This is a genomic window from Umezawaea sp. NPDC059074 (genome assembly GCF_042738955.1).
Taxonomy (GTDB): domain Bacteria; phylum Actinomycetota; class Actinomycetes; order Mycobacteriales; family Pseudonocardiaceae; genus Umezawaea.
In genome coordinates, this window is sequence record NZ_JBHYHC010000080.1 from 20,350 (window position 1) to 41,881 (window position 21,532).

The following is a 21,532-nucleotide window of genomic DNA, read 5'->3' on the forward strand; positions in this document are numbered from 1 at the left end:
GCGACCGGCTCGCTGGTCTCGGGCCCGTCGGACGACCTGCTGGCCGCCGTGGGATTCGGCGCGACCAGCGGCCCGTGGACGCTGCTCACCTCGGCGCTGTGGTGCATGAACCTGCTGGGCTACCTCGGCACGACCTCGCTGCTGGTGCTGTTCGGCCCGATCGCCGAGCGCGAGTTCGGCTCCACCCGTGCCGCGCTGCTGTTCGCGGCCTCGCACGTGCTCGGCTGCCTCGCCGGCGCGCTGGTCGTGCGGGCGGGCGCGGCCACGCAGTGGGAGTGGCTGTCGTACCTGGACGGGGACGTGGCCGTCGTGCCGTCGGTGGGGCTGGTGGGTCTCGCGCTCGCGACGAGCTTCCGGCTGCCCCCGCACTGGCGGCGGCGCGTCCGGTTGCTGCTGATCATCGGTCTGCTCGTGCTGGCGCTGTACTCCGGGTACCTGGAGGACGTCCTGCGGCTCGCGGGCGGGCTCGTGGGGCTGCTGATCGGCGCGGTGGTCGTGCGCCGCACGTCCGCGCCCTCGGCTCCGTCGCACGAGGAGACACGGGTGCTGGTGGCGCTGCTGCTGGCAGCGTCCGCGCTCGGCTCCGTCGTGGCGCTGCTGTCGCCGTACGCGAACGGGCCGCTGGCGTGGTTCGCCGACGTCCTCGCGGTGCCGCAGCCGGACGCGGACACGGTGGCGTCCTACTGCGCCGAACCCGACCTGGTGGAGATGTGCCGCAGCGCCACGGTCCAGGCCTCCTACGGCCGGTTCCCGTCGATGGTCATGTCGGTGCTGCCCGCGCTGGTGCTGCTGGCGCTGGCCGAGGGGCTGCGCCGCGGCAGGCGGTTCGCCTGGTGGGCTGCGCTCGCGGTCAACGTCGCGATGGCCGGGCTGCTGGGCTGGTACGTGGTGGACCTGGTGCGGCTCGCCGACGGGTCGGTCACCGCGGGCATGGTCGTCGAGTACGGCGTGCCGTTCCTGCTGCCGGTGGCGATCGTGGTCGTGCTGCTGCTGACCCGCCGCCAGTTCCCGCTGGTCACGCCGGTGCGCCGGTTCTGGACGCTGACGGTCGGCGGGCTGCTGGCGTTGAGCGCGCTGTACGTCGGCGGCGGCTACCTGGTGCGCGACCAGTTCTCCCCCGCCCCGAGCTTCGCCGACCTGCTCGCGGACCTGCCCGCCCGGTTCCTGCCGCCCGGCTACCTCGGGCTGCTGCCGATGCGGTTCAGCGCCGACGACCTGGTCGCGACCGTGCTGTTCGAGTACACCGGCGTCGTGTTCTGGGTCGTCGTCCTGGCCGCCATCCTGCAAGCCTCGTGGCGGGCCCGGCACACCGACCTGGCGACCGACGCGGCACGGGCCCGCGCGCTGGTGCAGCGGCACGGCGGCTCGTCGCTGTCCTACATGACCACCTGGCGCGGCAACCACTACTGGTTCTCCGAGGACGGCCGCGCGGTGATCGCCTACCGGGTCGTGGCCACGATCGCGCTGACCGTCGGCGACCCGATCGGCGACCCGCAGGCGCGGCGGGACGCGGTGCGCGGCTTCGCCGAGTTCTGCGGCCACCACGGCTGGACCCCGTGCCTCTACAGCATCGGGCAGGAGCTGCGCGACGCCGTGGACGCCCACGGCTGGAGCACCGTCCAGGTCGCCGAGGACACCGTGATCCCGCTGGCGGAGCTGGCCTTCACCGGCAAGAAGTGGCAGGACGTGCGGACCGCCCTGAACAAGGCCGCGAAGGCGGGCGTCACCGCCGAGTGGTGGAGCTACCCCGACGCGCCGCACGCGGTGACGGACCAGGTCAGGGCCATCTCCGAGGAGTGGGTGGCGGACAAGGGGCTGCCGGAGATGGGGTTCACCCTCGGCGGCCTTGAGGAGCTGTCCGGCGACGGGGTGCGGTGCCTGATCGCAGTCGACGCCGACCGCACGGTGCACGGCATCACCAGCTGGCTGCCGGTGTACCGCGACGGCGAGGTCGTGGGGTGGACGCTGGACTTCATGCGGCGGCGGGCGGACGGCTTCCGGGGCTCGATGGAGTTCCTGATCGCGTCGGCCGCGACCACGTTGAAGGAGGAGGGGGCCGGGTTCCTCAGCCTGTCCGGGGCTCCGCTGGCCCGGCTGGACCGCGGTGAACGGCCGCGCGGGCTCCAGAAGCTGCTGGACTTCACCGGCCGGGTGCTGGAGCCGGTGTACGGGTTCCGCTCCCTGTTCGCGTTCAAGGCCAAGTTCCAGCCGGTCTACCACCCGATGTTCATGGCCTACCCGGACTCCGCCGCGCTCCCCCGGATCGCGAACGCGGTGAGCCGGGCGTACCTGCCGGACCTCAGCGCGCGGCAGGGCCTGCGGCTCGCGTCGAAGGTCATCATCGGCTGGGAGGGGAAACGAGACCGACCCGTGGTGGACCAGCCGAGCTGACCGGAGCCGGGCCGAACTATCGTGGGGGTCGTCGCCGGACCCTGCCGGCGCCGGTGGAGCGGGAGACCTCACGTGCTGGATCAGCCCGGCCGTCCCCTGGTGGACGCCGCGTCGGCCGTGCTGTGCGATCCCGCCCGGCTGAAGGCGCTGCGGGACACCGGGTTGTCGACGGCGTCGGACTCGGTGATGGAGCGGTTCGTCGCCATGGTGCGGGTCCAGCTGCGGGTCCCGGTCGCGCTGGTGTCGCTGGTCGAGACGGACCGGCAGGTGTTCCCCGGCATGGCGGGGCTGGCCGAGCCGTGGGCCACCGCCCGGCAGACGCCGATGTCGCACTCGTTCTGCCAGCACGTCGTGACCAGCGGCGAACCGCTGGTGCTCACCGACGCGCGCGAGTCGGAGCGGGTGCGGGGCAACCTCGCCATCCCGGAACTCGGCGTGGTCGCGTACGCGGGGATGCCGTTGACGTCGGTGGACGGGCAGGTGCTCGGCTCGCTGTGCGCGATCGACACCGAGCCGAGGGAGTGGACCGACGAGGAGCTGGCCACGCTGGCCGACCTGGCCGCGATGTGCACGACCGAGCTGCGCCTGCGCCTGGCGACCCGGCACCACCGGCGCGAGTCGGACCGGTCTCGGGAGCTGTCGGCGCGGCTCGACCTGGCCCACGAGCGCACCCAGATCCTGCTCACGGCGGCGCAGGCGCTGGCCAGCGCCCGGACCCTGGAGCAGATCCGGCACCAGGTCAGCGCACTCGTGTCCGGCGACCGCGCCCCGTCCTACGTCGGTCTGGTGGTCACCGACCCGCAGGGCGGCCTGCTCCGCGTCGCCGACCCGGACCTGCCGGCGGACCTCGCCGTGGAGGAGTTCGGCCGGTACTCGCTGGACGCTCCCCTGGTCACGGCGAAGGCCGTGCGGGAACGGCGGCTGGTCTGCTACGCCGATCCCGAGGCGCTGGCGGAGGACTTCCCCGAGGAGACCGTCGCCCTCTACCGGACCATGGGCCTGCACGCGACGGCCTGCGCGCCGCTGGTCGGCCTGCGCGAAGTTCTCGGCGTGCTGGTCTTCGGCTGGGACGCGCCGCACCCGCTGGACGCGGGCGAGCGCGAGGTCATCACCACGTTGGCCGCGTACACGGGTCAGGCGCTCGAACGGGTCCGGCTGCTCGAACGCCGGGTGGACGTGGCGCGGGAGTTGCAGGAGGCGATGCTGTCGCCGCTGCCCGACGTGCCCGGTCTGACGACGGCGGCGGCCTACCTGCCCTCCGACGTCGACGAGGCCGTCGGCGGCGACTGGTACGACGCGTTCCCGCTGCCCGGAAGCCGCACGGTGGCCGTGACGGTCGGCGACATCACCGGCCACGACGTGCACGCCTCGACGATGATGGGGCAGGTCAAGAGCATGTTGCGGCAGGCGGCGTGGTGCCTGCCGACCAGCGGTCCGGCCGCGGCCGTGGAGGCGCTGGAAGCGGCGTTGGCCGGCCTGTCGGTGCGGGCGCACGGCACCCTCGTGCACGTCCACCTCACGCCGCACGAGGACGACTCGGGCCGGTGGACGATGGACTACACCAACGCGGGCCACCCGCAGCCGATCGTGCTGCTGCCCGGCGGGTCGGCACTGCCGCTCGACGGCCACGACATGCTGTTCGGCTTCCCGGACTTCCGCACCCGGCCGCGCGGCGACCACCAGGTCGTGCTGGAACCGGGCAGCACCGTGCTGCTGCACACCGACGGGCTGGTGGAGCGCCGCGACGTGGACTACGACGACGCCGTCACCACCCTGTGCGAGTTCCTCGGCACGGTGGCGGGCCGGACGCCGCAGGAGGTCGTGGACACGGTGATCGCGCGGTTCGTCTCCCCTGGTCAGGCCGACGACGACGTGGCCGTGCTCGCCATCGGGCTCTGAGCCTCAGCGACCGGGCCGTCGCCGGTCGGCGCTGGCCCGGTCGGTCAGCCGGGCGGGCAGCAGGGTCAGCGCCGGGGTCGGCTCGCCGTCGATCTTGCGGCGCAGCAGCGCCACGGCCTCGTGGCCCAGCTCGTCCGCGGGGATGTCGACCGACGTGATCGGCGGGTGCACCCGGTCCGCCAGGTCGTCCGGGCACAGCGCCACGACGGCGATGTCCTCGGGCACGCGGCGGCCGAGCGAGCGCAGCGTGTCGACCACGACGGGCAGCGCGATCTCGTTGTGCACCACCAGTCCCGTGAGCGCCGGGTGGTCGCGGAGCAGGCCAGTGACGAGCCGCCGGACGGACGGCGGGTCGTGCTCGACCGGCGCCGTGGTGACCGCGATCCCGCGGCGCAGCGCCGCCGCGCTGAACCCGGCCGTGGTCCGGTGCGCGAACCCGGTGTCCCTGCGGTAGACCGCCCTCGGCGCGCCCAGCAGCCCGACGTAGCGGTGGCCGAGGTCGGCCAGGTGGTCGACGCCCCGCGCGCCCGCCGCGGCGAAGTCCAGGTCGACGCAGGTCAGCCCGGTGGCGTCGGCCGGAACGCCGATCAGCACCGACGGCTGGTCCAGTTCGAGCAGCACGGGCACGCGCGCGTCGTGCATCTCCACGTCCATCACGATCAGCCCGTCGACCCGGCCGCTGCCCGCGATCCGCCGCACGCCGTCCGCGCCCTCGTCCGCTGTCAGCAGCAGCACGTCCTGGCCGTGCCGCCGGGCCGCGCTCGCCACCGCGATCACGAACTGGGTGACCACGGGCATGGTCATGCCGTCCCGCAGCGGGAGCACCATCGCCAGCACGCCCGCGGCGGCCCCGGTCGGGGTGCGACGGGGGCCGGACGAGCGGTACCCCAGCAGCCGGACGCTGGCCCGCACCCGCTCGCTGGTGGCGGCCGAGATCGACCTGCGGCCCGTGAGGACGTAGGAGACCGTGCTCGGCGCGACACCGGCGTGCCGAGCCACATCGGCGATCGTGACCACGCCCGCCCCTCGACTGCCCGGTGATTGGTCTACCGCAGGCTACGGCCGTCACGGGCGCGACCGTAAGCCCCCATTGGGCAGCGCCGGTGCGTCCGCGAGACGGTTCCGACCCGCTGAACGCGTTCGACGCCATTCGACTCGAATTCCGTCGAATTGTCGTTCGAACCGTCGAACAATGTCGAATCGGGAATCAATTCATTGACGCAAAGCACACACATTCGTAATATCCGATTCACGAGTCTGGACGGCGTTCATATCCATGAATTGCCACCCCGATAACCTCCAGGAAAGGCACACCGCCATGCGGTTGACGAGGTATGCGCTCGTGTTGTCGATGACGAGCGCGCTGGCGGTCGTCGTCCCGACCGCGGCCGCGACCCCGGCCGGTCACGACGTCGGCCGCGAGGTGCTGCGAGCGGGCGACGGCTGGGCGTCGAGCGGCACCGGCACCACGGGCGGGTCGACGGCCACGGCGGAGCACGTGCACACCGTCCGGAACCGGGCGGAACTCGTCGCCGCGCTGGCCGACCCCGCGCCCAAGATCGTCCAGGTCATGGGCGTGATCGACGCCAACACCGACGACGCCGGGAAACCCCTGTCCTGCACCGACTACGCCGTCGACGGATACTCGCTGGACGCGTACCTGGCGGCCTACGACCCGGCCGTGTGGGGCCGTGACCAGGAGCCGTCCGGCCCGCTGGAGGACGCCCGCGCGGCCTCGGCCGCCAAGCAGGGCGCCACGATCGGGCTCGCCGTCACCTCGAACACCACGATCGTCGGCCTCGGTCGAAACGCGGGCATCACCGGCGGCAGCCTGCGGATCCACGGCGTGGACAACGTCATCGTCCGGAACCTGACCTTCCGCGACTCGCACGACTGCTTCCCGCAGTGGGATCCCAACGACAACTCCCCCGGTCAGGCCCCCGGCAACTGGAACTCGCTCTACGACGCCGTGTCCCTGCAACGGGCGACGCACGTGTGGGTCGACGGGAACACGTTCACCGACCAGCCCAACCCCGACAACGCCTCCCCGGTCCACTTCGGACGGCCCTACCAGGCGCACGACGGCCTGCTCGACATCACCACCGCCTCCGACCTGGTCACCGTCTCGCACAACCTCTTCGCCGACCACGACAAGACGATGCTGATCGGTTCGTCGAACAGTTCGACAGTCGACCCCGGCAAACTGCGCGTGTCCGTGCACCACAACGTGTTCCGCAATGTCGAGGAACGCGCGCCCAGGGTCCGGTTCGGTCAGGTGCACGTCTACGACAACCTGTACGAGCCGAAAGCGGGCCACGTCTACAGCTGGGGCGTCGGCGTCAATTCGCAGCTCTACGCGCAGAACAACTACTTCCGCTTCCGCGACTGGGCGAAACCGGAACAGGCCGTCTACAACTGGGGCGGCACCGCGATGACCGAGCGCGGTACGCTCGTCGACGGCAGGCCGACCAGCCTGCTGGCCGCGTTCAACGCCGCCAACCCGGCCACGCCGCTGGGCTCCGACGCCGGGTGGACGCCGACGTTGACCCGTGGTCTGGAGCCCGCGCACCGGGTCGCCCACCTGAGGGCCGGAGTCGATCCCGGCGTCTCCGTCGCCGGGATCGGGACGTTCGCGACGGTGCAGTCGGCGATCGACGCCGCGCCCGTCGGTGGCGTGGTCACGCTCCAGCCGGGCGTGTACCACGAGGTGATCACCGTGCCCGCGAGCAAGCGCGGCCTGACCCTGCGGGGCTCGACCGGGCGGGCGAGCGACGTGGTCATCGACTACGACAACGCCAGCGGCACCAAGAAGCCCGACGGCAGCACGTACGGCACGACCGGCAGCGCCACCGCGACCCTGGCCGCGACCGACTTCACCGCCCGCGACCTGACGTTCCGCAACTCCTTCGACCGCGCGCGGCACCCGGAGATCACCGCGACGCAGGCGGTCGCGGTGAAGGCCATCGGCGACCGGATGCTGTTCGACCGCGTCACGTTCCTGGGCCACCAGGACACCCTCTACGCCGACAGCCCGGCGGCGGGCACCCGTGCCAGGCAGTACTACCGGGACTGCGCGATCAGCGGTGACGTGGACTTCCTGTTCGGCAGGGCCACGGCGGTGTTCGACCGGGCCACCATCACCGCGCTGGACCGGGGCGGCGACCCGAACGGCTACCTCACGGCCGCCAGCACCCGCCGCGACAACCCCTTCGGCTTCCTGATCGTCAACAGCACGGTCTTGAGCACCGCCAAGGCCCGCACCTACTACCTGGGCAGGCCGTGGCACCCCAGCGGCGACCCCGACGCCATCGCCCAGGTCGTCGTCCGCGACACCGTGCTGCCCGCCGCGGTCAAGGCCGCGCCGTGGACCGACATGTCCGGCTTCTCCTGGCGCGACGCGAGGTTCGCCGAGTTCCACAACAGCGGCCCCGGCGCGGGCACCGGCACGGACCGGCCGCAGCTGTCGACCACGGACGCCGCCAAGTACACCGTGCGGGCCTACCTCGCGGGCACCGACGGGTGGAACCCCTCGTGACCGCGGTGCTCCGACGACGGCGCCAGTGGGCGCCCTACGCGCTGATCCTGCCCACGGTGGCCGTGCTGGTGGCGTTCCTGCTCTACCCCATCAGCAGCGTCGTCTACTACAGCCTGCGCAACTACAACGTGACGCAGCCGTGGAAGAACGGCTTCGCCGGGCTGGACAACTTCCGCCGGATGCTCACCGACGACCCGCTGTTCTGGCAGAGCCTCCTGTTCAGCGCCAAGTGGGTGGTCGTGCAGGTCGGGCTGCAACTGCTGCTCGGCCTGGCGCTGGCGCTGATCGTGAACGAGACGTTCATCGGCCGGGGTGTGGCGCGGTCGCTGGTGTTCTCGCCGTGGGCCGTGTCGGGCGTGCTGACGACGGGCATCTGGATCCTGCTCTACAACCCGTCGACCGGGGTGTTCCAGGAGTTGGCGAACCTCGGCGTCGGCGACCACGGGACGTCCGTGCTGGGCGATCCGGCGACGGTGTTCCCGGCGACCGTGGTGGCCGAGCTGTGGCGGGGCGTGCCGTTCTTCGCGATCCTGCTGCTCGCCGACCTCCAGACCATCCCGAAGGACCTGTACGAGGCCGCGGCCGTGGACGGGGCCAACCGGTGGCGGCGGTTCCTCAGCGTCACGCTCCCCCACCTGCGGGACGCGATCGTGCTGTCCACCCTGCTGCGGGCGGTGTGGGAGTTCAACAACGTCGACCTGATCTACACCCTCACCGGCGGCGGGCCGGCCAACCAGACGACCACGCTGCCGCTGTACGTGGCGCGCAAGGCCGTGGACTCGCACGACTTCGGCTACGGCTCGGCGCTCACGGTCGCGGGCTTCGTGGTCCTGCTGTTCTTCTCGATCCTCTACCTGCGGCTGTCCAAGTTCGGGAGTCGGTCATGACCGAGACGCTCATCCGGCCACTCCAGGTCGACCCGCCGCGCCGGGACACCCCGCCACGACGGAGGCGCCGCGACGAACCCGGTCGGAGCTGGCGGCTGCACCTGCCGCTGGCCCTGTACCTGCTGTTCACGCTGGTGCCGTTCTACTGGATGGTCGTCTTCGCCTTCCGGCCCACCGGGTCGACGGCGCTGGTGCCGTGGCCGGTCACGTTCGAGCACTTCGACACGGTGTGGAACGGCCTCGGGTTCGGCGTGTTCTTCACCAACAGCCTGCTGGTGGCCGTCGGCACGCTCGGCGTGGTGAGCGTGCTGGCGCTGATGGGCGGGTACGCGTTGGCGCGCTTCCGGTTCCGCGGCCAGCGGGTGTTCCTGCTGGCGCTGCTGTGCACGCAGTTCATCCCCGGCGCGATGATGCTGATCCCGCTGTTCGTGATCTTCAAGAACGCCGGGCTGCTCAACAGCCTGACCGGGCTGGTCGTCGCCGACACGGCCTTCCAGCTGCCGCTGGCGCTGATCCTGATGAGCGGGTTCGTCCGCAACATCCCGGTGGAGTTGGAAGAGGCCGCGATGGTCGACGGCTGCACGCGGCTGCGGGCGTTCTTCGCGATCACGCTGCCGCTGCTGCGGCCCGCGCTGGTCGCGGTCGGGTCGTTCGCGTTCATCGGCGCGTGGAACAACTTCCTGTTCGCGCTGATGTTCGCGGGCAGGCAGGACAAGTTCACCTTGCCGGTCGGGCTCAGCTACGCCCTCGGCGAGTTCAACACCGACTTCGGCGCGCTCGCCGCCGGTGGCGTGGTCGCCGCCGTGCCGGTCGTGCTCGTGTTCGCGGTCGTCCAGCGGTTCCTGGTGCAGGGCCTGAGTGCGGGGGCGGTCAAGGGATGAGGACAACGATGGGATTCCGACGCGCGGTGGCGGTCGTCCTGGCGCTGGGTATGGCGGTCGCGGGCTGTTCGGACGCGGGCGGCGGTGGTGGCGGCAACGCCACGATCACGTTCTGGGACAACAACGGCGGCCCCGGCCGCACACCGATCTACGAGGAGCTGATCAAGCGGTTCGAGGCCGCCAACCCGACCATCAAGGTCGAGTACGTCGGCGTGCCGAGCGCGTCCGTGCAGCAGAAGTACGACACGGCCATCGCGGGCGGGTCCGTGCCGGACGTCGGCGGCGTGACCACGTCGTACCTGGCGAACCTCGTCGGACAGGACGCGCTCGAACCGCTCGACGACCGGATCGACTCCGGGCCGATGAAGGGGAAGCTGCTGCCGGGCCTGGTCGAGACCGTGCGGCAGACCGCGCCGGACCACAAGCTGTACTCCGCGCCCTCGTCGGGCAACCTCGACGTGATCTGGTACCGCAAGGACTGGTTCGAGGCCGCGAACCTGACGCCGCCGACGACGTGGGACGAACTGGTCGACCGGGCGGTGAAGCTGACCGATCCGGCCCAGAACCGTTACGGCTACACGATCCGCGGCGGCGCGGGCTCGATCTTCCAGCTCCTGACCGAGACCTACGCGTACTCCGGGGTGGAGAAGTTCTTCGAGGGGACGACGAGCACGGTCGCCTCCTCGGGCAACGCGGACCTCGTGCGCAAGGTCGCGGAGCTGTACAAGAAGGCCACGCCCGAGGCCGACGTGAACAACAACTACACGCAGATGGTCGCCCAGTTCACCGGCGGCTCGGTCGCGATGATGCACCACAACCTCGGCTCGTACTCCGACGTCACCAAGGCGCTGGGCACGGACAAGGTCGGCGCGATCTCGCTGCCGGTCGGGCCGTCGGGCAAGAAGACGGTCGTGCCCAACCCCACCGACGGGTTCGCGGTCTTCAAGGGGAGCAAGAACACCGACGCGGCCTGGAAGTTCGTGGAGTTCCTGGTGTCGGCGGAGTCCAACAGCTACTGGAACGAGAAGGTCGGCCAGATCCCGGCGAACACCGACGTGCGGTCGGAGAAGTGGATCGAGGCCAACCAGCCGGTGAGGATGGCGCTCGGCGTGCTGGAGGACCCCGCGACCAAACTGGTCCCCGCGCCCGTCTACCTGCCGCAGTACTCCTCGATCACCAAGACCGACAGCGAACCCGCGTACCAGAAGGTGCTGCTGGGGCAGCTGTCCGCGCAGGAGTTCCTCACCGGCCTCGCGGACAAGCTGTCGGCCGCCCAGAAGGAGTGGGAGGAGCGGAGGTGATCCGGTCGATCGGGGTGCGGGTGTTCACGACCACCGCGCACACCGCCGTGGACGAGGCGGGCCACCGGCACCCCAGCGACCCGCACGACGTCGTCGAGGCTGTCCTGGAGATCACCGACGACGACGGCGTGACCGGGCGCTGCCAAGTCCTGCCGGACCATGTGCGGCCCGCGGTGCTGGACCGGCACGTGCGGCCGGTGCTGCTCGGGCAGGACCCCTGGGACCGCGAGCGGCTGTGGCGCACGTTGGCGCACCGCCAGCGGGGCTCGCACGGCGGGTTCACCGACCGGGCGCTCGGCTACGTCGACCAAGCGCTGTGGGACCTGCTCGGCCACCGCGCCGACCTGCCGCTGTGGAAGCTGCTGGGCGGGGCGCGCGACCGGGTGCCCGCCTACGCCAGCACCATGTGCGGCGACACCACCCCTGGCGGGCTCGCCACGCCGCAGGACTACGCGCTGTTCGCGAAGGGCCTGGTGGAGCAGGGGTACCGGGCCGTCAAGCTGCACACGTGGATGCCGCCGGTGCCCGGTGCGCCGAGCGTGCGGAGGGACGTCGAGGCGTGCGAGGCCGTGCGCGACGCCGTCGGACCGGACGTCGAGCTGATGCTGGACGCCAACCACTGGTACCGCCGGACCGAGGCGCTGGAACTGGGCCGGGCCGTGCAGCGGCTGGGCTTCACCTGGTTCGAGGAGCCGATGGAGGAGGCGTCGGCGAGCTCCTACCGGTGGCTGGCCGACCAGCTCGACATCCCGGTGATCGGCCCGGAGGTGGCGTGGGGCAAGCACCTGACCCGTGCGGAGTGGGTCGTGGGCGGGTCGTGCGACATCCTCCGGGCGGGAGCGAACGGCTGTGGCGGCATCACCCCCGTGCTCAAGGTGCTGCACCTGGCCGAGTCGTTCGGGATGGACTGCGAGATCCACGGCAACGGCTCGGCCAGCCTCGCGCTCCTCGGCGCGTCGGAGGCGAGCCGGTTCTACGAACGGGGCCTGCTGCACCCGCACGTGGACTTCGACCTCGTCCCACCGCACCTGCACTCCATCGTCGACGCGCTCGACGAGGACGGGACCGTCGCCCTGCCGACGCGGCCCGGCCTCGGCGACGACTGGAACCTCGACCACATCTCCACCCACATCGTCGATTCGTGGTGAATCGCGGATCGTCCCTGCCGGGACCCGAGTGAGAACCGCAGTACTGGACCGCCGACAACTGCCGCCAGCACTTGTCCGAAAGCGGTACCGGCCGTCACCGACGACGGTCGCGACAATTCCAGGAGAGGTACTCGATGTTCCCCAAAACCACCAGGAAGTCGTGGCGCGCGGCACTGCTCGCCACGGCCGTCCTCGTGGGCACGGCCACCTCGGCCCTGCCCGCCAACGCCGCCCCGTTCGACCTCGCGGGCTGGGCGACGCAGTGCGGCGGCACGACCGGCGGCGGCAGCACCGCCCCGGTCACCGTGACCACCGCGGACGCGCTGACCGCGGCGGCGAAGTCGACGAGCCCGGCCGTCATCCGCGTCTCCGGCACGATCAACCTGTCGTCCATGACCAAGGTCGCGGCCAACAAGACGATCATCGGGGTCGGCTCGAACGCCACCATCACCGGGAGCGGGCTCAACGTCGCCAACGCCTCCAACGTGATCATCCGCAACCTGAACTTCAGCGGGTGGAACGACGACGCGATCAACGTGCAGTACTCGACGCGGGTGTGGATCGACCACAACTCGCTGTCCAACGGCTACGACGGGGCCATCGACATCAAGCGGGCGTCGGACTGCGTCACGGTGTCGTGGAACAAGGTCTCCAGCCACGACAAGACGATGCTGCTCGGCCACGACGACGGCAACGGCTCCGAGGACACGGGCAAGCTGCGCGTGACCTACCACCACAACTGGTTCAACGGCACCAACCAGCGCCACCCGCGGGTGCGCTTCGGCAACCCCGTGCACGTCTACAACAACTACTACGGCGGCGTCACGTCCTACGGCGTGGCGTCCACCAAGGACGCGGGCGTCCTGGTCGAGGGCAACTACTTCGAGAACACCAAGGACCCGTTCCACCGCGGTGAGGGCAGCTCCCCCGCCGCGAACCTCGTGGCGAAGAACAACTACTTCGTCAACTCCGGCGCGGGCAGCGCGGGCGGCACCGTGAAGGCCATCCCGTACTCCTACACCCTCGACGCGGCCAGCGGCGTCAAGGCGACCGTCATCAGCGGCGCCGGAACCGGCAAGATCTAGTCCCTCCGGCGGGTGTGGGGCCCACTGCGCGGCGGCGGTCCCCACACCCGCTTTCAGTTGTAGCACGTTCACAATGGCCGGTCACGCTTCACCGCTGGTCGCTATTCGACGGGCATTCGACAGGTGGACCGCTCGGTATGCCGGGAACACATTTCTTGGACGTTGAACCCGGCACTTTTTCGCGCCGTACTCCCCAGCGACCGAGAACGATCCGTGCCGACGCCGAAAGTTTCGGTTTCCACGGTCCGCCGACCCCTGCGAGGTGTCCCGATGTCCCACGTCTTCCCCGAGCACAAGAAACGCCGTGTCTTGCTGGTCGGACTGGTCGGAGTCGCCGCCCTCACCACCGCGTTGACCGCAGCCGCGCTGGCCAGCGGTTCCAAGGCGGGCGGTTCCTCCCAGGTCATCGCCTGCCCCGACCCGACAGCCGCCGTCCCGGCCGTGCCCGCGGGCGCGCAGGCCGAGGTCAGCAGGGAGTTGGCCAACTTGGACAAGCAGATCGCCGAGGCCAACAAGCGCCTGGTCGACACCGCGGGACAGGGAGGACCGAACTTCGTGGACAACGCCATCCTCGGACCGTTGGAGGACAAGCGCATCGCCGCTCTCAACCGGATCGAAACGGCCATCGGTCGGCTCGCGCCCAAGCCGGAAGGCCTGGAGCGGTTCGCCACCTGCAAGCTCGGAGCCCCAGGTCAGGCCGCTCCCGCGCCGAGCACGACGATCAGCAGCGCCGTCGCGCAGCAGCCGCCGTCGACGTCCGCCGCGCCCGCGGCGGGCGGGCAGAGCATCGTCTGCCCGAGCCCGGTTGACGCCATCCCGCCCGTGCCCGCGGGAGCGCAGGCCGAGGTCACGAAGGAGCTGGCGAACCTGGACAACCAGATCGCCGAGGCCAACAAGCGCCTGGTCGACACCGCGGGACAAGGCGGCCCCAACTTCGTGGACAACGCCATCCTCGGACCGCTGGAGGACAAGCGCATCGCCGCGTTGAACCGCATCGAAACCGCCATCGGCCGACTCGCCCCCAAGCCAGAAGGCCTGGAGCGATTCGCCACCTGCGCGCTGAAGTAGCGCCCTTTCCACCGTCGGGTCGTCGAGGTGGGAAATTCTCGACGACCCGACGGGGAAACCCGGTTGTGAACGCTCACACCGACCGGCGGGCGATCAGCCGCTGGAGCACGATGAACACGAACAGCAGCCCGCCGATCGCGATCCTGGTCCACCACGAGCTGAGCGTGCCGTCGAAGTCGATGAGGGTCTGGATCATCCCCAGCACCAGCACCCCGAGGACCGTGCCGACGACGTAGCCGGACCCGCCGGACAGGACCGTGCCGCCGATGACGACCGCGGCGATGGCGTCCAACTCCGTGCCGATCGCGCTCAACGGGTCGCCGGAGAGCTTGTAGAACACCAGCAGCAGCCCGCCCAGCGCGGAGCAGAACCCGCTGAGCGCGTAGACGGAGACCTTGGTCCGCGCCACCGGGAGTCCCATCAGGACGGCCGACTGCTCGCTGCCGCCCACCGCGTACACCGTGCGGCCGAACCGGGTGTGGTGCAGGACGTAGGCCGCGACCGCGACCACCGCCAGGGCGATGACGACGCTGACGGACACGTGGGTGTCGCCCAGCAGCGGGATCTGCGTCTGGGCCAACGTGGTGAACAGGCCGTTGTCGATCGACGGGGCCTCGGTGCTGATCGTGAGGCACAGGCCCCTGGCGAAGAACAGGCCCACCAGGGTCGCGATGAACGGCTGGATCCCCAGGTGGTGGATCAGCGCGCCCATGCCCGTGCCGAGCAGCGCGCCCACGACCAGCACCAGCACGATCACCGCGGGCGCGGGCCAGCCGTGCTTCGTCAGCAGTTCCGCCGACAGCACGGTGGAGAGCGCGACCACCGAGCCCACGGACAGGTCGATGCCGCCGGTGAGGATGACGAAGGTCATCCCGACCGCGACCACCAGCAGCCACGAGTAGTTGATGAACAGGTTGAACACGACCTGGCCGGACCCGAACGCCGTGTACTGGGACGCGCCGTAGAGGTAGGCCCCGACCAGCAGCACGAGGGTCGCGAGCATCGGCAGGTGGCGCTGCCGGGGCCGGTAGCCGAGCAGGCGGGCGGTCACGCGGTTACCTCCGTGGCACGGCGGGGTCGGACCTTCGCCCGGAACTCCGGCGACTGCACCAGGCACACCAGCAGCACGACCAGCGCCTTCACCAGCAGCGTCGCCGTGTCGGGGATGCCGAGCGTGTAGACGGTCGTGGTCAAGGTCTGGATGAGCAGCGCGCCGACCACGGTGCCGCCCAGGGAGAAGCGGCCACCGGTGAGGCGGGTGCCGCCGATGGTGAGCGCGAGGATGGCGTCCAACTCGATCCACAGGCCCGCGTGGTTGGCGTCGGCCCCGGAGGTGTTCGCGGCGACCATCAGCCCCGCGACGCCCGCGCACAGCCCGCCGAACACGTAGACCAGCCAGATCAGCCGCCCCGAGCGCACGCCGGAGAGCCTGCCCGCCTCGGGGTTGCCGCCCACCGCCTCGATCAGCAGGCCCAGCGCGGACTTGCGGACCAGCAGGGAACTCGCGGCGAACACGGCCAGCGCGATCAGGATCGACACCGGCACCAGGAGCAGGTAACCGCTGCCGAGCGCGCGGAACGACGTGGACGTGATCGTGATGATCTGGCCGTCGGTGATCAGCTGCGCGATCCCCCGGCCCGCGACCATGAGGATCAGCGTCGCGATGATCGGCTGGATGCCCAGCACCGACACCAGGAACCCGTTCCACGCGCCCAACGCCAGGCACAGGCCCAGTGCCAAGCCCACCGCGACGAGCGTGCCTCCCACGGAGTTCTGGTCGCCGAGGCCGCTCAGGTGCAGGCACGCCAGCGCGCCGCTGATCGCGACGACCGACCCGACGGACAGGTCGATGCCGCGGGTGGCGACCACGAGGGTCATCCCGATGCCCACCAGGATCAGCGGAGCGCCCAGGCGCAGGATGTCGATCAGGCTGCCGTAGAGGTGGCCGTCGCGGAACTCGACCTTGAAGAACGACGGTTTCACCACCAGGTCGACCAGCAGCAGCGCCACCAGCGCGGTGACGGGCCAGAACAAGCGGTGCCCCGTCACGACCCGTTCCCCTCGGCGATGTCGGCCATGACCTCGTCGGCGGTCAGCGCCGTGTTGTCCTTCTGCGCCACCACGTGCCGGTCCCGCAGCACGACCACCCGGTGGCTCAGCCGGAGCACCTCCTCCAGTTCGGCGGAGATGAACAGCACGGCCATCCCGTCGTCGGACAGCCGGGCGACGAGCCGTTGGATCTCCGTCTTCGCGCCGATGTCGATGCCGCGGGTCGGCTCGTCCAGGATCAGCAGCCGCGGCTCGGTGATGAGCCACCGGGCGAGCAGGACCTTCTGCTGGTTGCCGCCGCTGAGGTCGCGAACCGGTGCCTCAGGTGACGCGGGCCGGATGTCGAGCGCGGCGATGTAGCGGGCGGCCAGCTCGTCCTGCTTGCGCCGGGACAGCGGCCGCGCCCAGCCGCGGGCCGCCTGGAGCGCCAGCACGATGTTCTCGCGCACGGTCAGCTCCCCGACCAGCCCCTCGGTCTTGCGGTCCTCGGAGCAGTACGCGATCCGGTGGTCCATGCCGGTGCGCGGGGTCCGCATCGAGACGGGTTTCCCGTCGATCCGCAGTTCGCCGCCGTCGGCGTGGTCCGCGCCGAACAGCAGGCGCGCCAACTCGGTGCGACCCGAGCCGAGCAGCCCGGCGAGGCCGACGACCTCGCCCGCGCGGATCTCCACCGAGAACGGGGCGATGGCTCCCTTCCTGGTGAGCCCGCCGGTTTCGAGGAACACCTCGCCGCCGGAGTGGCGGTGGGTGATGTCCTCGATGTCCTCCAGCGCCGCCAGTTCCTTGCCGATCATCTTCGTGACGAGCTCGACCGGCGAGATGTCCTCCGTGCGGTACTCGCCGACCAGCTTCCCGTTGCGCAGCACGGTCATCCGGTCGGCGACCGCGAACACCTGGTCGATGAAGTGCGACACGAACAGGACCGCCATCCCCTCGTCCCGCACCCGGCGCACGACCGCGAGCAGCCGTTCCACCTCGCCCGCGTCCAGGCTGGACGTCGGCTCGTCGAGCACCAGCACCCGCGCCGACACGTCGAGCGCCCGCGCGATCGCGACCATCTGCCGCACCGCGATCGACTGCGTGCCCAACTCGGCGGACACGTCGAGGCGGAGGTCCAGCCCCTCCAGGAGGACCTCCGCCCGACGCCTCGCGGCGGCCCAGTCGATGCGGCCGAAGCGGCGGGGCTCGCGCCCGATGAAGATGTTCTCCGCCACCGACAGGTTCGGCAGCAGGTTCACCTCCTGGTACACCGTGCTCACGCCCGCGCGTTGCGCCTCGGACGGCCCGGCGAACGCGACCGGCGCGCCGCCGAGCGTGATCGTGCCCGCGTCGATCCCGTGCACGCCGGTCAACGTCTTGATGAGCGTGGACTTCCCGGCCCCGTTCTCGCCCATCAGGGCGTGCACCTCACCGGGGAACATCCGGAAGTCCACGCCGTCCAGGGCGACGACGCCGGGGAACTCCTTCCGGATGCCGGTCATCTCCAGGATCGCTCGCGACTCCGTCATCACTGGCCGTCCTCGCTCGGGTCAGTACTGGCGTTGCGGGAGTGCGGCCTTGGCCTTCGCCTGGTCGAACTCGGTCTCCTGGGTCTCGATGCGCGCCGGGACCTCCTGGCCAGCGGACACCTTCTTCACCAGGTCCATGAGCTGCGGTCCGAGCAGCGGGTTGCACTCGACGATGTAGTTGATCTTCCCGTCGGCGAGCGCCGTCATCCCGTCCTTGACCGCGTCGACCGACACGATCTTGATGTCCGTCCCCGGCTTCTTCCCCGCGGCCTCGATGGCCTCGATCGCGCCGAGCGCCATGTCGTCGTTGTGCGCGTAGAGAACGTCGATCTTGCTCTGCGACTTGAGGAAGGCCTCCATGACCTCCTTGCCCTTGGCGCGGGTGAACTCACCGGTCTGCGACGCGACGACCTTGATCTTCGACGCGGACGCGATGGCGTCGGCGAACCCCTTCTTGCGGTCGTTCGCGGGCGCGGACCCCGTGCTGCCCTGCAACTCGACGACGTTCACGTCCCCGGAAGCCGACGCGGTCTCCTTGACCAGCCACTCCCCGGCCTTCTTGCCCTCGGCCACGAAGTCCGACCCGAGGAAGGTCTTGTAGAGCGACTTGTCCGACGAGTCGACGGACCGGTCGGTGAGGATGACCGGGATGTTCGCCGTCTTCGCCTCCTTGAGCACCGTGTCCCACCCGGACTCGACGACGGGCGAGAACGCGATGACCTTCACCTTCTGCTGGATGAACGACCGGATCGCGGTGATCTGGTTCTCCTGCTTCTGCTGCGCGTCGGAGAACTTCAACTCGATCCCGGCGGACTTGGCCGACTCCTGGATCGACTTCGTGTTCGCCGTCCGCCACCCGCTCTCCGCGCCGACCTGCGAGAACCCGAGCACGATCGACCCGGCGCCACCTGTGCTGTCCGCGGCGTTGCCACACGCGGTTAAGAGCGACAACCCCAGAACCCCGACCGCCACCACGGTCAACTTCTTACCGAACACGACAACTCCTTGATCGCCATTGATCACGTGTTAGCGCTAACAATTGTGCTCGAGCAAGGTCGGGGCGATCTCCGTCGTCAGCCCGACCTTTGAACCCTCGTGACGGGTGGAGTGGGGCCCCGCGCAACGGCGGAACCCCACCTCACCCAACGCCCCACTCGCACGCCACTCGGCACACACCCGTCCCAAGGGCCCCCGGATCGTTTCGTTCCGACCACGGACACCTCCCCTTGGGCCGACCACGGTGGTCAACCGTCACCGCAGCGTGACGAGTGGGAGCAAGTGTTAGCGATAACACAGTGGCGGTCAAGGCTCAGGGCGATAACGATCGGGGGGTGGGGGTGGGGTTTCCAGCCGAGCCCTCCCCGTGGCCACTGGTTCCTGCGTGGTCTGTCAGCGGCTGCGATTTCCAGCGTGGTCTGTCAGCAGCTGCGATTTCCAGCGGGGTCTTTCAGTGGCTGCGATTTCCAGCGTGGTCTTTCAGTGGCTGCGATTTCCAGCGTGCTGTGGCCGATTTGACATGGGGCCCCTCATTTCGGCCTTGGTCGGGCTCAAAAGGCGGTCCGAAGAGAGGCCCGCCCGACAACCAGTTTAAGGCCGAAATCCCCATGTCAAATCGGCCACGTTCCGTGGCCCCCGCCTGGCAGTCCCAGCCCGGTCACCAGTCGATCTTGGGCCCCAACCTCAACCTACCTGCAACTGGGCGAGCAGGACGTGCATGTCGGAGTTCACCCAGTACTCCACCAAGCGGTCCCCATCAGCCCGAAGCAGGTCCGTCCCGGCGAACAAGATAGGTGTGCCGATAGGTGCGGCCGCTCCTGGAAATCCGCCGCCGTAGATCCCGTTGGCAATCCACCGGACGGCAAGATGATCGTTTTGCACGATCGGGCCGACCTCGATTGAGAACGTCAATGATGAGAATGCCGCGCGAACCTGGCTGATCCAGCCCACCAACCCGTCCCGCCCGGAAACCGCAGTTCCGTCTCCTCCGTCCGCCAGCGCCGCGTGTACCCGGATGTCGTCTGACACCAAGCTCTTTGCGACGTCGTAGTCGCCGTTCCACAGGTCTAGCCAAGACCGCGTCACCAGATCGACGTTCACCAGAAGCCTCCTTATATGCCATCACTACAGTTATACCCTATCACTCCTCTAGACTGGGTGTCACCGAGGAGAAGGGGGCGTCGTGGAACAGCTGTCAGGCAGCCCTCGTGCCCGCTACCGCGAACAGGTCCGCAGTGAGGTCCAAGCGCATGCCTGGGAGCAGATCGCCGAAGCCGGTGCTGCCGGGCTGTCGCTCAAGGCCATCGCCAAGCACATGGGTATGACCGCCCCCGCTCTGTACCGCTACTTCGCTGGTCGCGATGAGCTGCTCACCGGCATGATCCTCAGTGCTTACGAGGAACTGGCCGAGGTCGTCGAAGCCGCCGCGAACGAGGGGCGACCGGGTATGGCGATGGCCCTTCGGCGTTGGGCGTTGGCCAATCCGCAACGCTACCTGCTGCTCTACGGCACGCCGGTTCCCGGTTACTCCGCTCCACCCGAAGCCACGGTCCTGGCCAAGAGGATCTTCGCCCCGGTCCTTGCGAGCTTCCCCGCCGACACCACGCAGGAGCGGTCGCTTTCCTTCTGGACCCGCCTGCACGGTGTGCTGAGTTTGGAAATCGCGGGTCACTTCGCCGGTATGGGCTTCGACACCGACGCGTTCTACGACCGTGAGGTCCGGTCCCTCGACGATTGACCGGGCTCCGCGCGGGTATCCGCGAGGGACTCCCGAAGAAATCCAAGAGGGGCACCACCATGCGTTCGTTCACGTGTCCGTCCTGCGGCAACCTCCTGTTCTTCGAGAACTCCACGTGTGTTGTGTGCGGTACGGCGGTCGGGTACTCGCGTGCCGACCGCGCGCTCCTCGCGCTCGACGGTCGCCACCGGTGTGCCAACGCGGTGCTGGCTGGGTGCAACTGGGTGACGGCCAACCCGGACACTCTGTGCGACTGCTGTGCGTTGACCAGGACTCGGCCGGCTGACGGGGATGCGCCCGAGGCGTTCGTTCGGGCCGAGGCGGCGAAGCGGCGGTTGCTGCACCAGCTCGACGATCTCGGGTTGCCGGTTGGTGACGTGGCGTTCGACCTGTTGTCAAGTGAGGCCGAGCACGTGATCACCGGGCACGCCAGCGGGTTGATCACGATCGATTTGGCCGAGGGGGTGGACAGTCACCGCGAGGCGATGCGGGAGCAGATGGCTGAGCCGTACCGGACGTTGCTCGGGCACTTCCGGCACGAGGTGGGGCATTGGTACTGGGAGGTGCTGGTCGATCGGGCTGGTGGGCACGATCGGTTTCGGGAGGTGTTCGGTGATGAGCGCGTCGACTACCAGGAGGCGTTGCGGAAGCACTACGCGGGCACGCCTGAGCTTGGGTGGAACGCCACGCACGTGAGCACCTACGCGACCTCGCACCCGTGGGAGGACTGGGCTGAGACGTTCGCGCACCTGCTGCACATCCGTGACACCGTGCAGACCGCTGCGGCGTACGGCGTACGGGTCACCGGGCGCGACATCCCGCCGCATCCGTTGGCCCCGGTCGACGCCGAACCCCGTGAGCAGGACGAGGAGTTCGACCAGCTGATCGACACGTGGTTGCCGTTGTCGCGTGCGGTGAACCAGCTCAACCGCAGCATGGGCAAGGACGACCTGTACCCGTTCGTGCTGTCGCCAGTGGTCTTGGCGAAACTTCGCCTGGTGGACTCCCTCGTCGTCGGGGCACGTCCCTGACCTGCGCGGTACGGT

17 protein-coding genes are annotated in these 21,532 nt (G+C 69.8%); 11 read left to right on the forward strand and 6 right to left on the reverse strand.

From position 1 onward, the window contains the following. Positions 1-48: 48 nt before the first annotated feature. Both ACFWW9_RS29870 and ACFWW9_RS29875 read left to right on the forward strand, forming a co-directional pair. Entirely contained in the window at positions 49-2,391 is a 2,343-nt protein-coding gene (locus tag ACFWW9_RS29870; RefSeq protein WP_390384799.1) for a bifunctional lysylphosphatidylglycerol flippase/synthetase MprF, read from the forward strand. A gap of 72 nt (positions 2,392-2,463) precedes the next feature. After that, positions 2,464-4,290: a SpoIIE family protein phosphatase gene (locus ACFWW9_RS29875; RefSeq protein WP_390384767.1), complete on the forward strand. Its 1,827-nt coding sequence runs from the start codon at positions 2,464-2,466 to the stop codon at positions 4,288-4,290. Between the two features lie 3 nt (positions 4,291-4,293). Here ACFWW9_RS29875 and ACFWW9_RS29880 read toward each other — a convergent pair whose 3' ends face one another. Continuing rightward, complete coding sequence (locus ACFWW9_RS29880) at positions 4,294-5,307, reverse strand: LacI family DNA-binding transcriptional regulator (protein WP_390384769.1); 1,014 nt, start codon at positions 5,305-5,307, stop codon at positions 4,294-4,296. Between the two features lie 301 nt (positions 5,308-5,608). Between ACFWW9_RS29880 and ACFWW9_RS29885 the strand changes: the two genes are divergently transcribed. The 7 genes from ACFWW9_RS29885 to ACFWW9_RS29915 all read left to right on the forward strand — a co-directional run bounded on the left by ACFWW9_RS29885 (position 5,609) and on the right by ACFWW9_RS29915 (position 14,195). Continuing rightward, positions 5,609-7,825: a pectinesterase family protein gene (locus ACFWW9_RS29885; protein WP_390384771.1), complete on the forward strand. Its 2,217-nt coding sequence runs from the start codon at positions 5,609-5,611 to the stop codon at positions 7,823-7,825. Next, positions 7,822-8,712, forward strand: coding sequence for a carbohydrate ABC transporter permease (locus ACFWW9_RS29890; protein WP_390384773.1), 891 nt, complete (start codon positions 7,822-7,824; stop codon positions 8,710-8,712). The genes ACFWW9_RS29885 and ACFWW9_RS29890 overlap by 4 nt, the downstream gene beginning before the upstream one ends. Next, positions 8,709-9,593 (forward strand): carbohydrate ABC transporter permease, encoded by an 885-nt coding sequence (locus tag ACFWW9_RS29895; RefSeq protein WP_390384775.1) that lies wholly within the window; start codon positions 8,709-8,711, stop codon positions 9,591-9,593. Before ACFWW9_RS29890 ends, ACFWW9_RS29895 begins: the two co-directional genes overlap by 4 nt. Before the next feature lie 8 nt (positions 9,594-9,601). Continuing rightward, positions 9,602-10,894, forward strand: a complete 1,293-nt coding sequence (locus ACFWW9_RS29900) for an ABC transporter substrate-binding protein (protein ID WP_390384777.1) — start codon at positions 9,602-9,604, stop codon at positions 10,892-10,894. Continuing rightward, the gene (locus ACFWW9_RS29905) at positions 10,891-12,042 is read left to right on the forward strand and encodes an enolase C-terminal domain-like protein (RefSeq protein ID WP_390384779.1); all 1,152 of its coding nucleotides are present in this window, start codon (positions 10,891-10,893) and stop codon (positions 12,040-12,042) included. Before ACFWW9_RS29900 ends, ACFWW9_RS29905 begins: the two co-directional genes overlap by 4 nt. Before the next feature lie 134 nt (positions 12,043-12,176). Then, positions 12,177-13,127: a polysaccharide lyase family 1 protein gene (locus ACFWW9_RS29910; RefSeq protein WP_390384781.1), complete on the forward strand. Its 951-nt coding sequence runs from the start codon at positions 12,177-12,179 to the stop codon at positions 13,125-13,127. A 270-nt stretch (positions 13,128-13,397) separates the two neighbouring features. Further along, positions 13,398-14,195, forward strand: a complete 798-nt coding sequence (locus ACFWW9_RS29915) for a hypothetical protein (RefSeq protein WP_390384783.1) — start codon at positions 13,398-13,400, stop codon at positions 14,193-14,195. 73 nt (positions 14,196-14,268) lie between these two features. Here ACFWW9_RS29915 and yjfF read toward each other — a convergent pair whose 3' ends face one another. The 5 genes from yjfF to ACFWW9_RS29940 form a co-directional block, all read right to left on the reverse strand. Continuing rightward, entirely contained in the window at positions 14,269-15,246 is a 978-nt protein-coding gene (gene yjfF / locus ACFWW9_RS29920; RefSeq protein ID WP_390384785.1) for a galactofuranose ABC transporter, permease protein YjfF, read from the reverse strand. Beyond that, a complete protein-coding gene (locus ACFWW9_RS29925) occupies positions 15,243-16,244 on the reverse strand; it encodes an ABC transporter permease (protein ID WP_390384787.1) in 1,002 nt (333 codons plus the stop codon). The genes yjfF and ACFWW9_RS29925 overlap by 4 nt, the downstream gene beginning before the upstream one ends. Further along, complete coding sequence (locus ACFWW9_RS29930; RefSeq protein ID WP_390384789.1) at positions 16,241-17,752, reverse strand: sugar ABC transporter ATP-binding protein; 1,512 nt, start codon at positions 17,750-17,752, stop codon at positions 16,241-16,243. Before ACFWW9_RS29930 ends, ACFWW9_RS29925 begins: the two co-directional genes overlap by 4 nt. Before the next feature lie 21 nt (positions 17,753-17,773). Beyond that, on the reverse strand, positions 17,774-18,748 hold the full coding sequence (locus ACFWW9_RS29935) for an ABC transporter substrate-binding protein (RefSeq protein ID WP_390384791.1): 975 nt from the start codon (positions 18,746-18,748) through the stop codon (positions 17,774-17,776). Between the two features lie 684 nt (positions 18,749-19,432). Continuing rightward, a complete protein-coding gene (locus ACFWW9_RS29940; RefSeq protein WP_390384793.1) occupies positions 19,433-19,849 on the reverse strand; it encodes an ester cyclase in 417 nt (138 codons plus the stop codon). An 82-nt stretch (positions 19,850-19,931) separates the two neighbouring features. Here ACFWW9_RS29940 and ACFWW9_RS29945 point away from each other — a divergent pair, with 82 nt between their 5' ends. Both ACFWW9_RS29945 and ACFWW9_RS29950 read left to right on the forward strand, forming a co-directional pair. Further along, the gene (locus ACFWW9_RS29945) at positions 19,932-20,486 is read left to right on the forward strand and encodes a TetR/AcrR family transcriptional regulator (RefSeq protein ID WP_390384795.1); all 555 of its coding nucleotides are present in this window, start codon (positions 19,932-19,934) and stop codon (positions 20,484-20,486) included. A gap of 59 nt (positions 20,487-20,545) precedes the next feature. After that, positions 20,546-21,517, forward strand: coding sequence for a putative zinc-binding metallopeptidase (locus ACFWW9_RS29950; RefSeq protein WP_390384797.1), 972 nt, complete (start codon positions 20,546-20,548; stop codon positions 21,515-21,517). Positions 21,518-21,532: the final 15 nt, after the last annotated feature.

Coding starts and splice junctions, on each gene's coding strand:
- ACFWW9_RS29885 (WP_390384771.1), top strand. CDS start 5,609: ATGCGGTTGACGAGGTATGCGCTCGTGTTGTCGATGACGAGCGCGCTG.
- ACFWW9_RS29910 (WP_390384781.1), top strand. CDS start 12,177: ATGTTCCCCAAAACCACCAGGAAGTCGTGGCGCGCGGCACTGCTCGCC.
- ACFWW9_RS29900 (WP_390384777.1), top strand. CDS start 9,602: ATGGGATTCCGACGCGCGGTGGCGGTCGTCCTGGCGCTGGGTATGGCG.
- ACFWW9_RS29930 (WP_390384789.1), bottom strand. CDS start 17,752: ATGACGGAGTCGCGAGCGATCCTGGAGATGACCGGCATCCGGAAGGAG.
- ACFWW9_RS29895 (WP_390384775.1), top strand. CDS start 8,709: ATGACCGAGACGCTCATCCGGCCACTCCAGGTCGACCCGCCGCGCCGG.
- ACFWW9_RS29950 (WP_390384797.1), top strand. CDS start 20,546: ATGCGTTCGTTCACGTGTCCGTCCTGCGGCAACCTCCTGTTCTTCGAG.
- ACFWW9_RS29915 (WP_390384783.1), top strand. CDS start 13,398: ATGTCCCACGTCTTCCCCGAGCACAAGAAACGCCGTGTCTTGCTGGTC.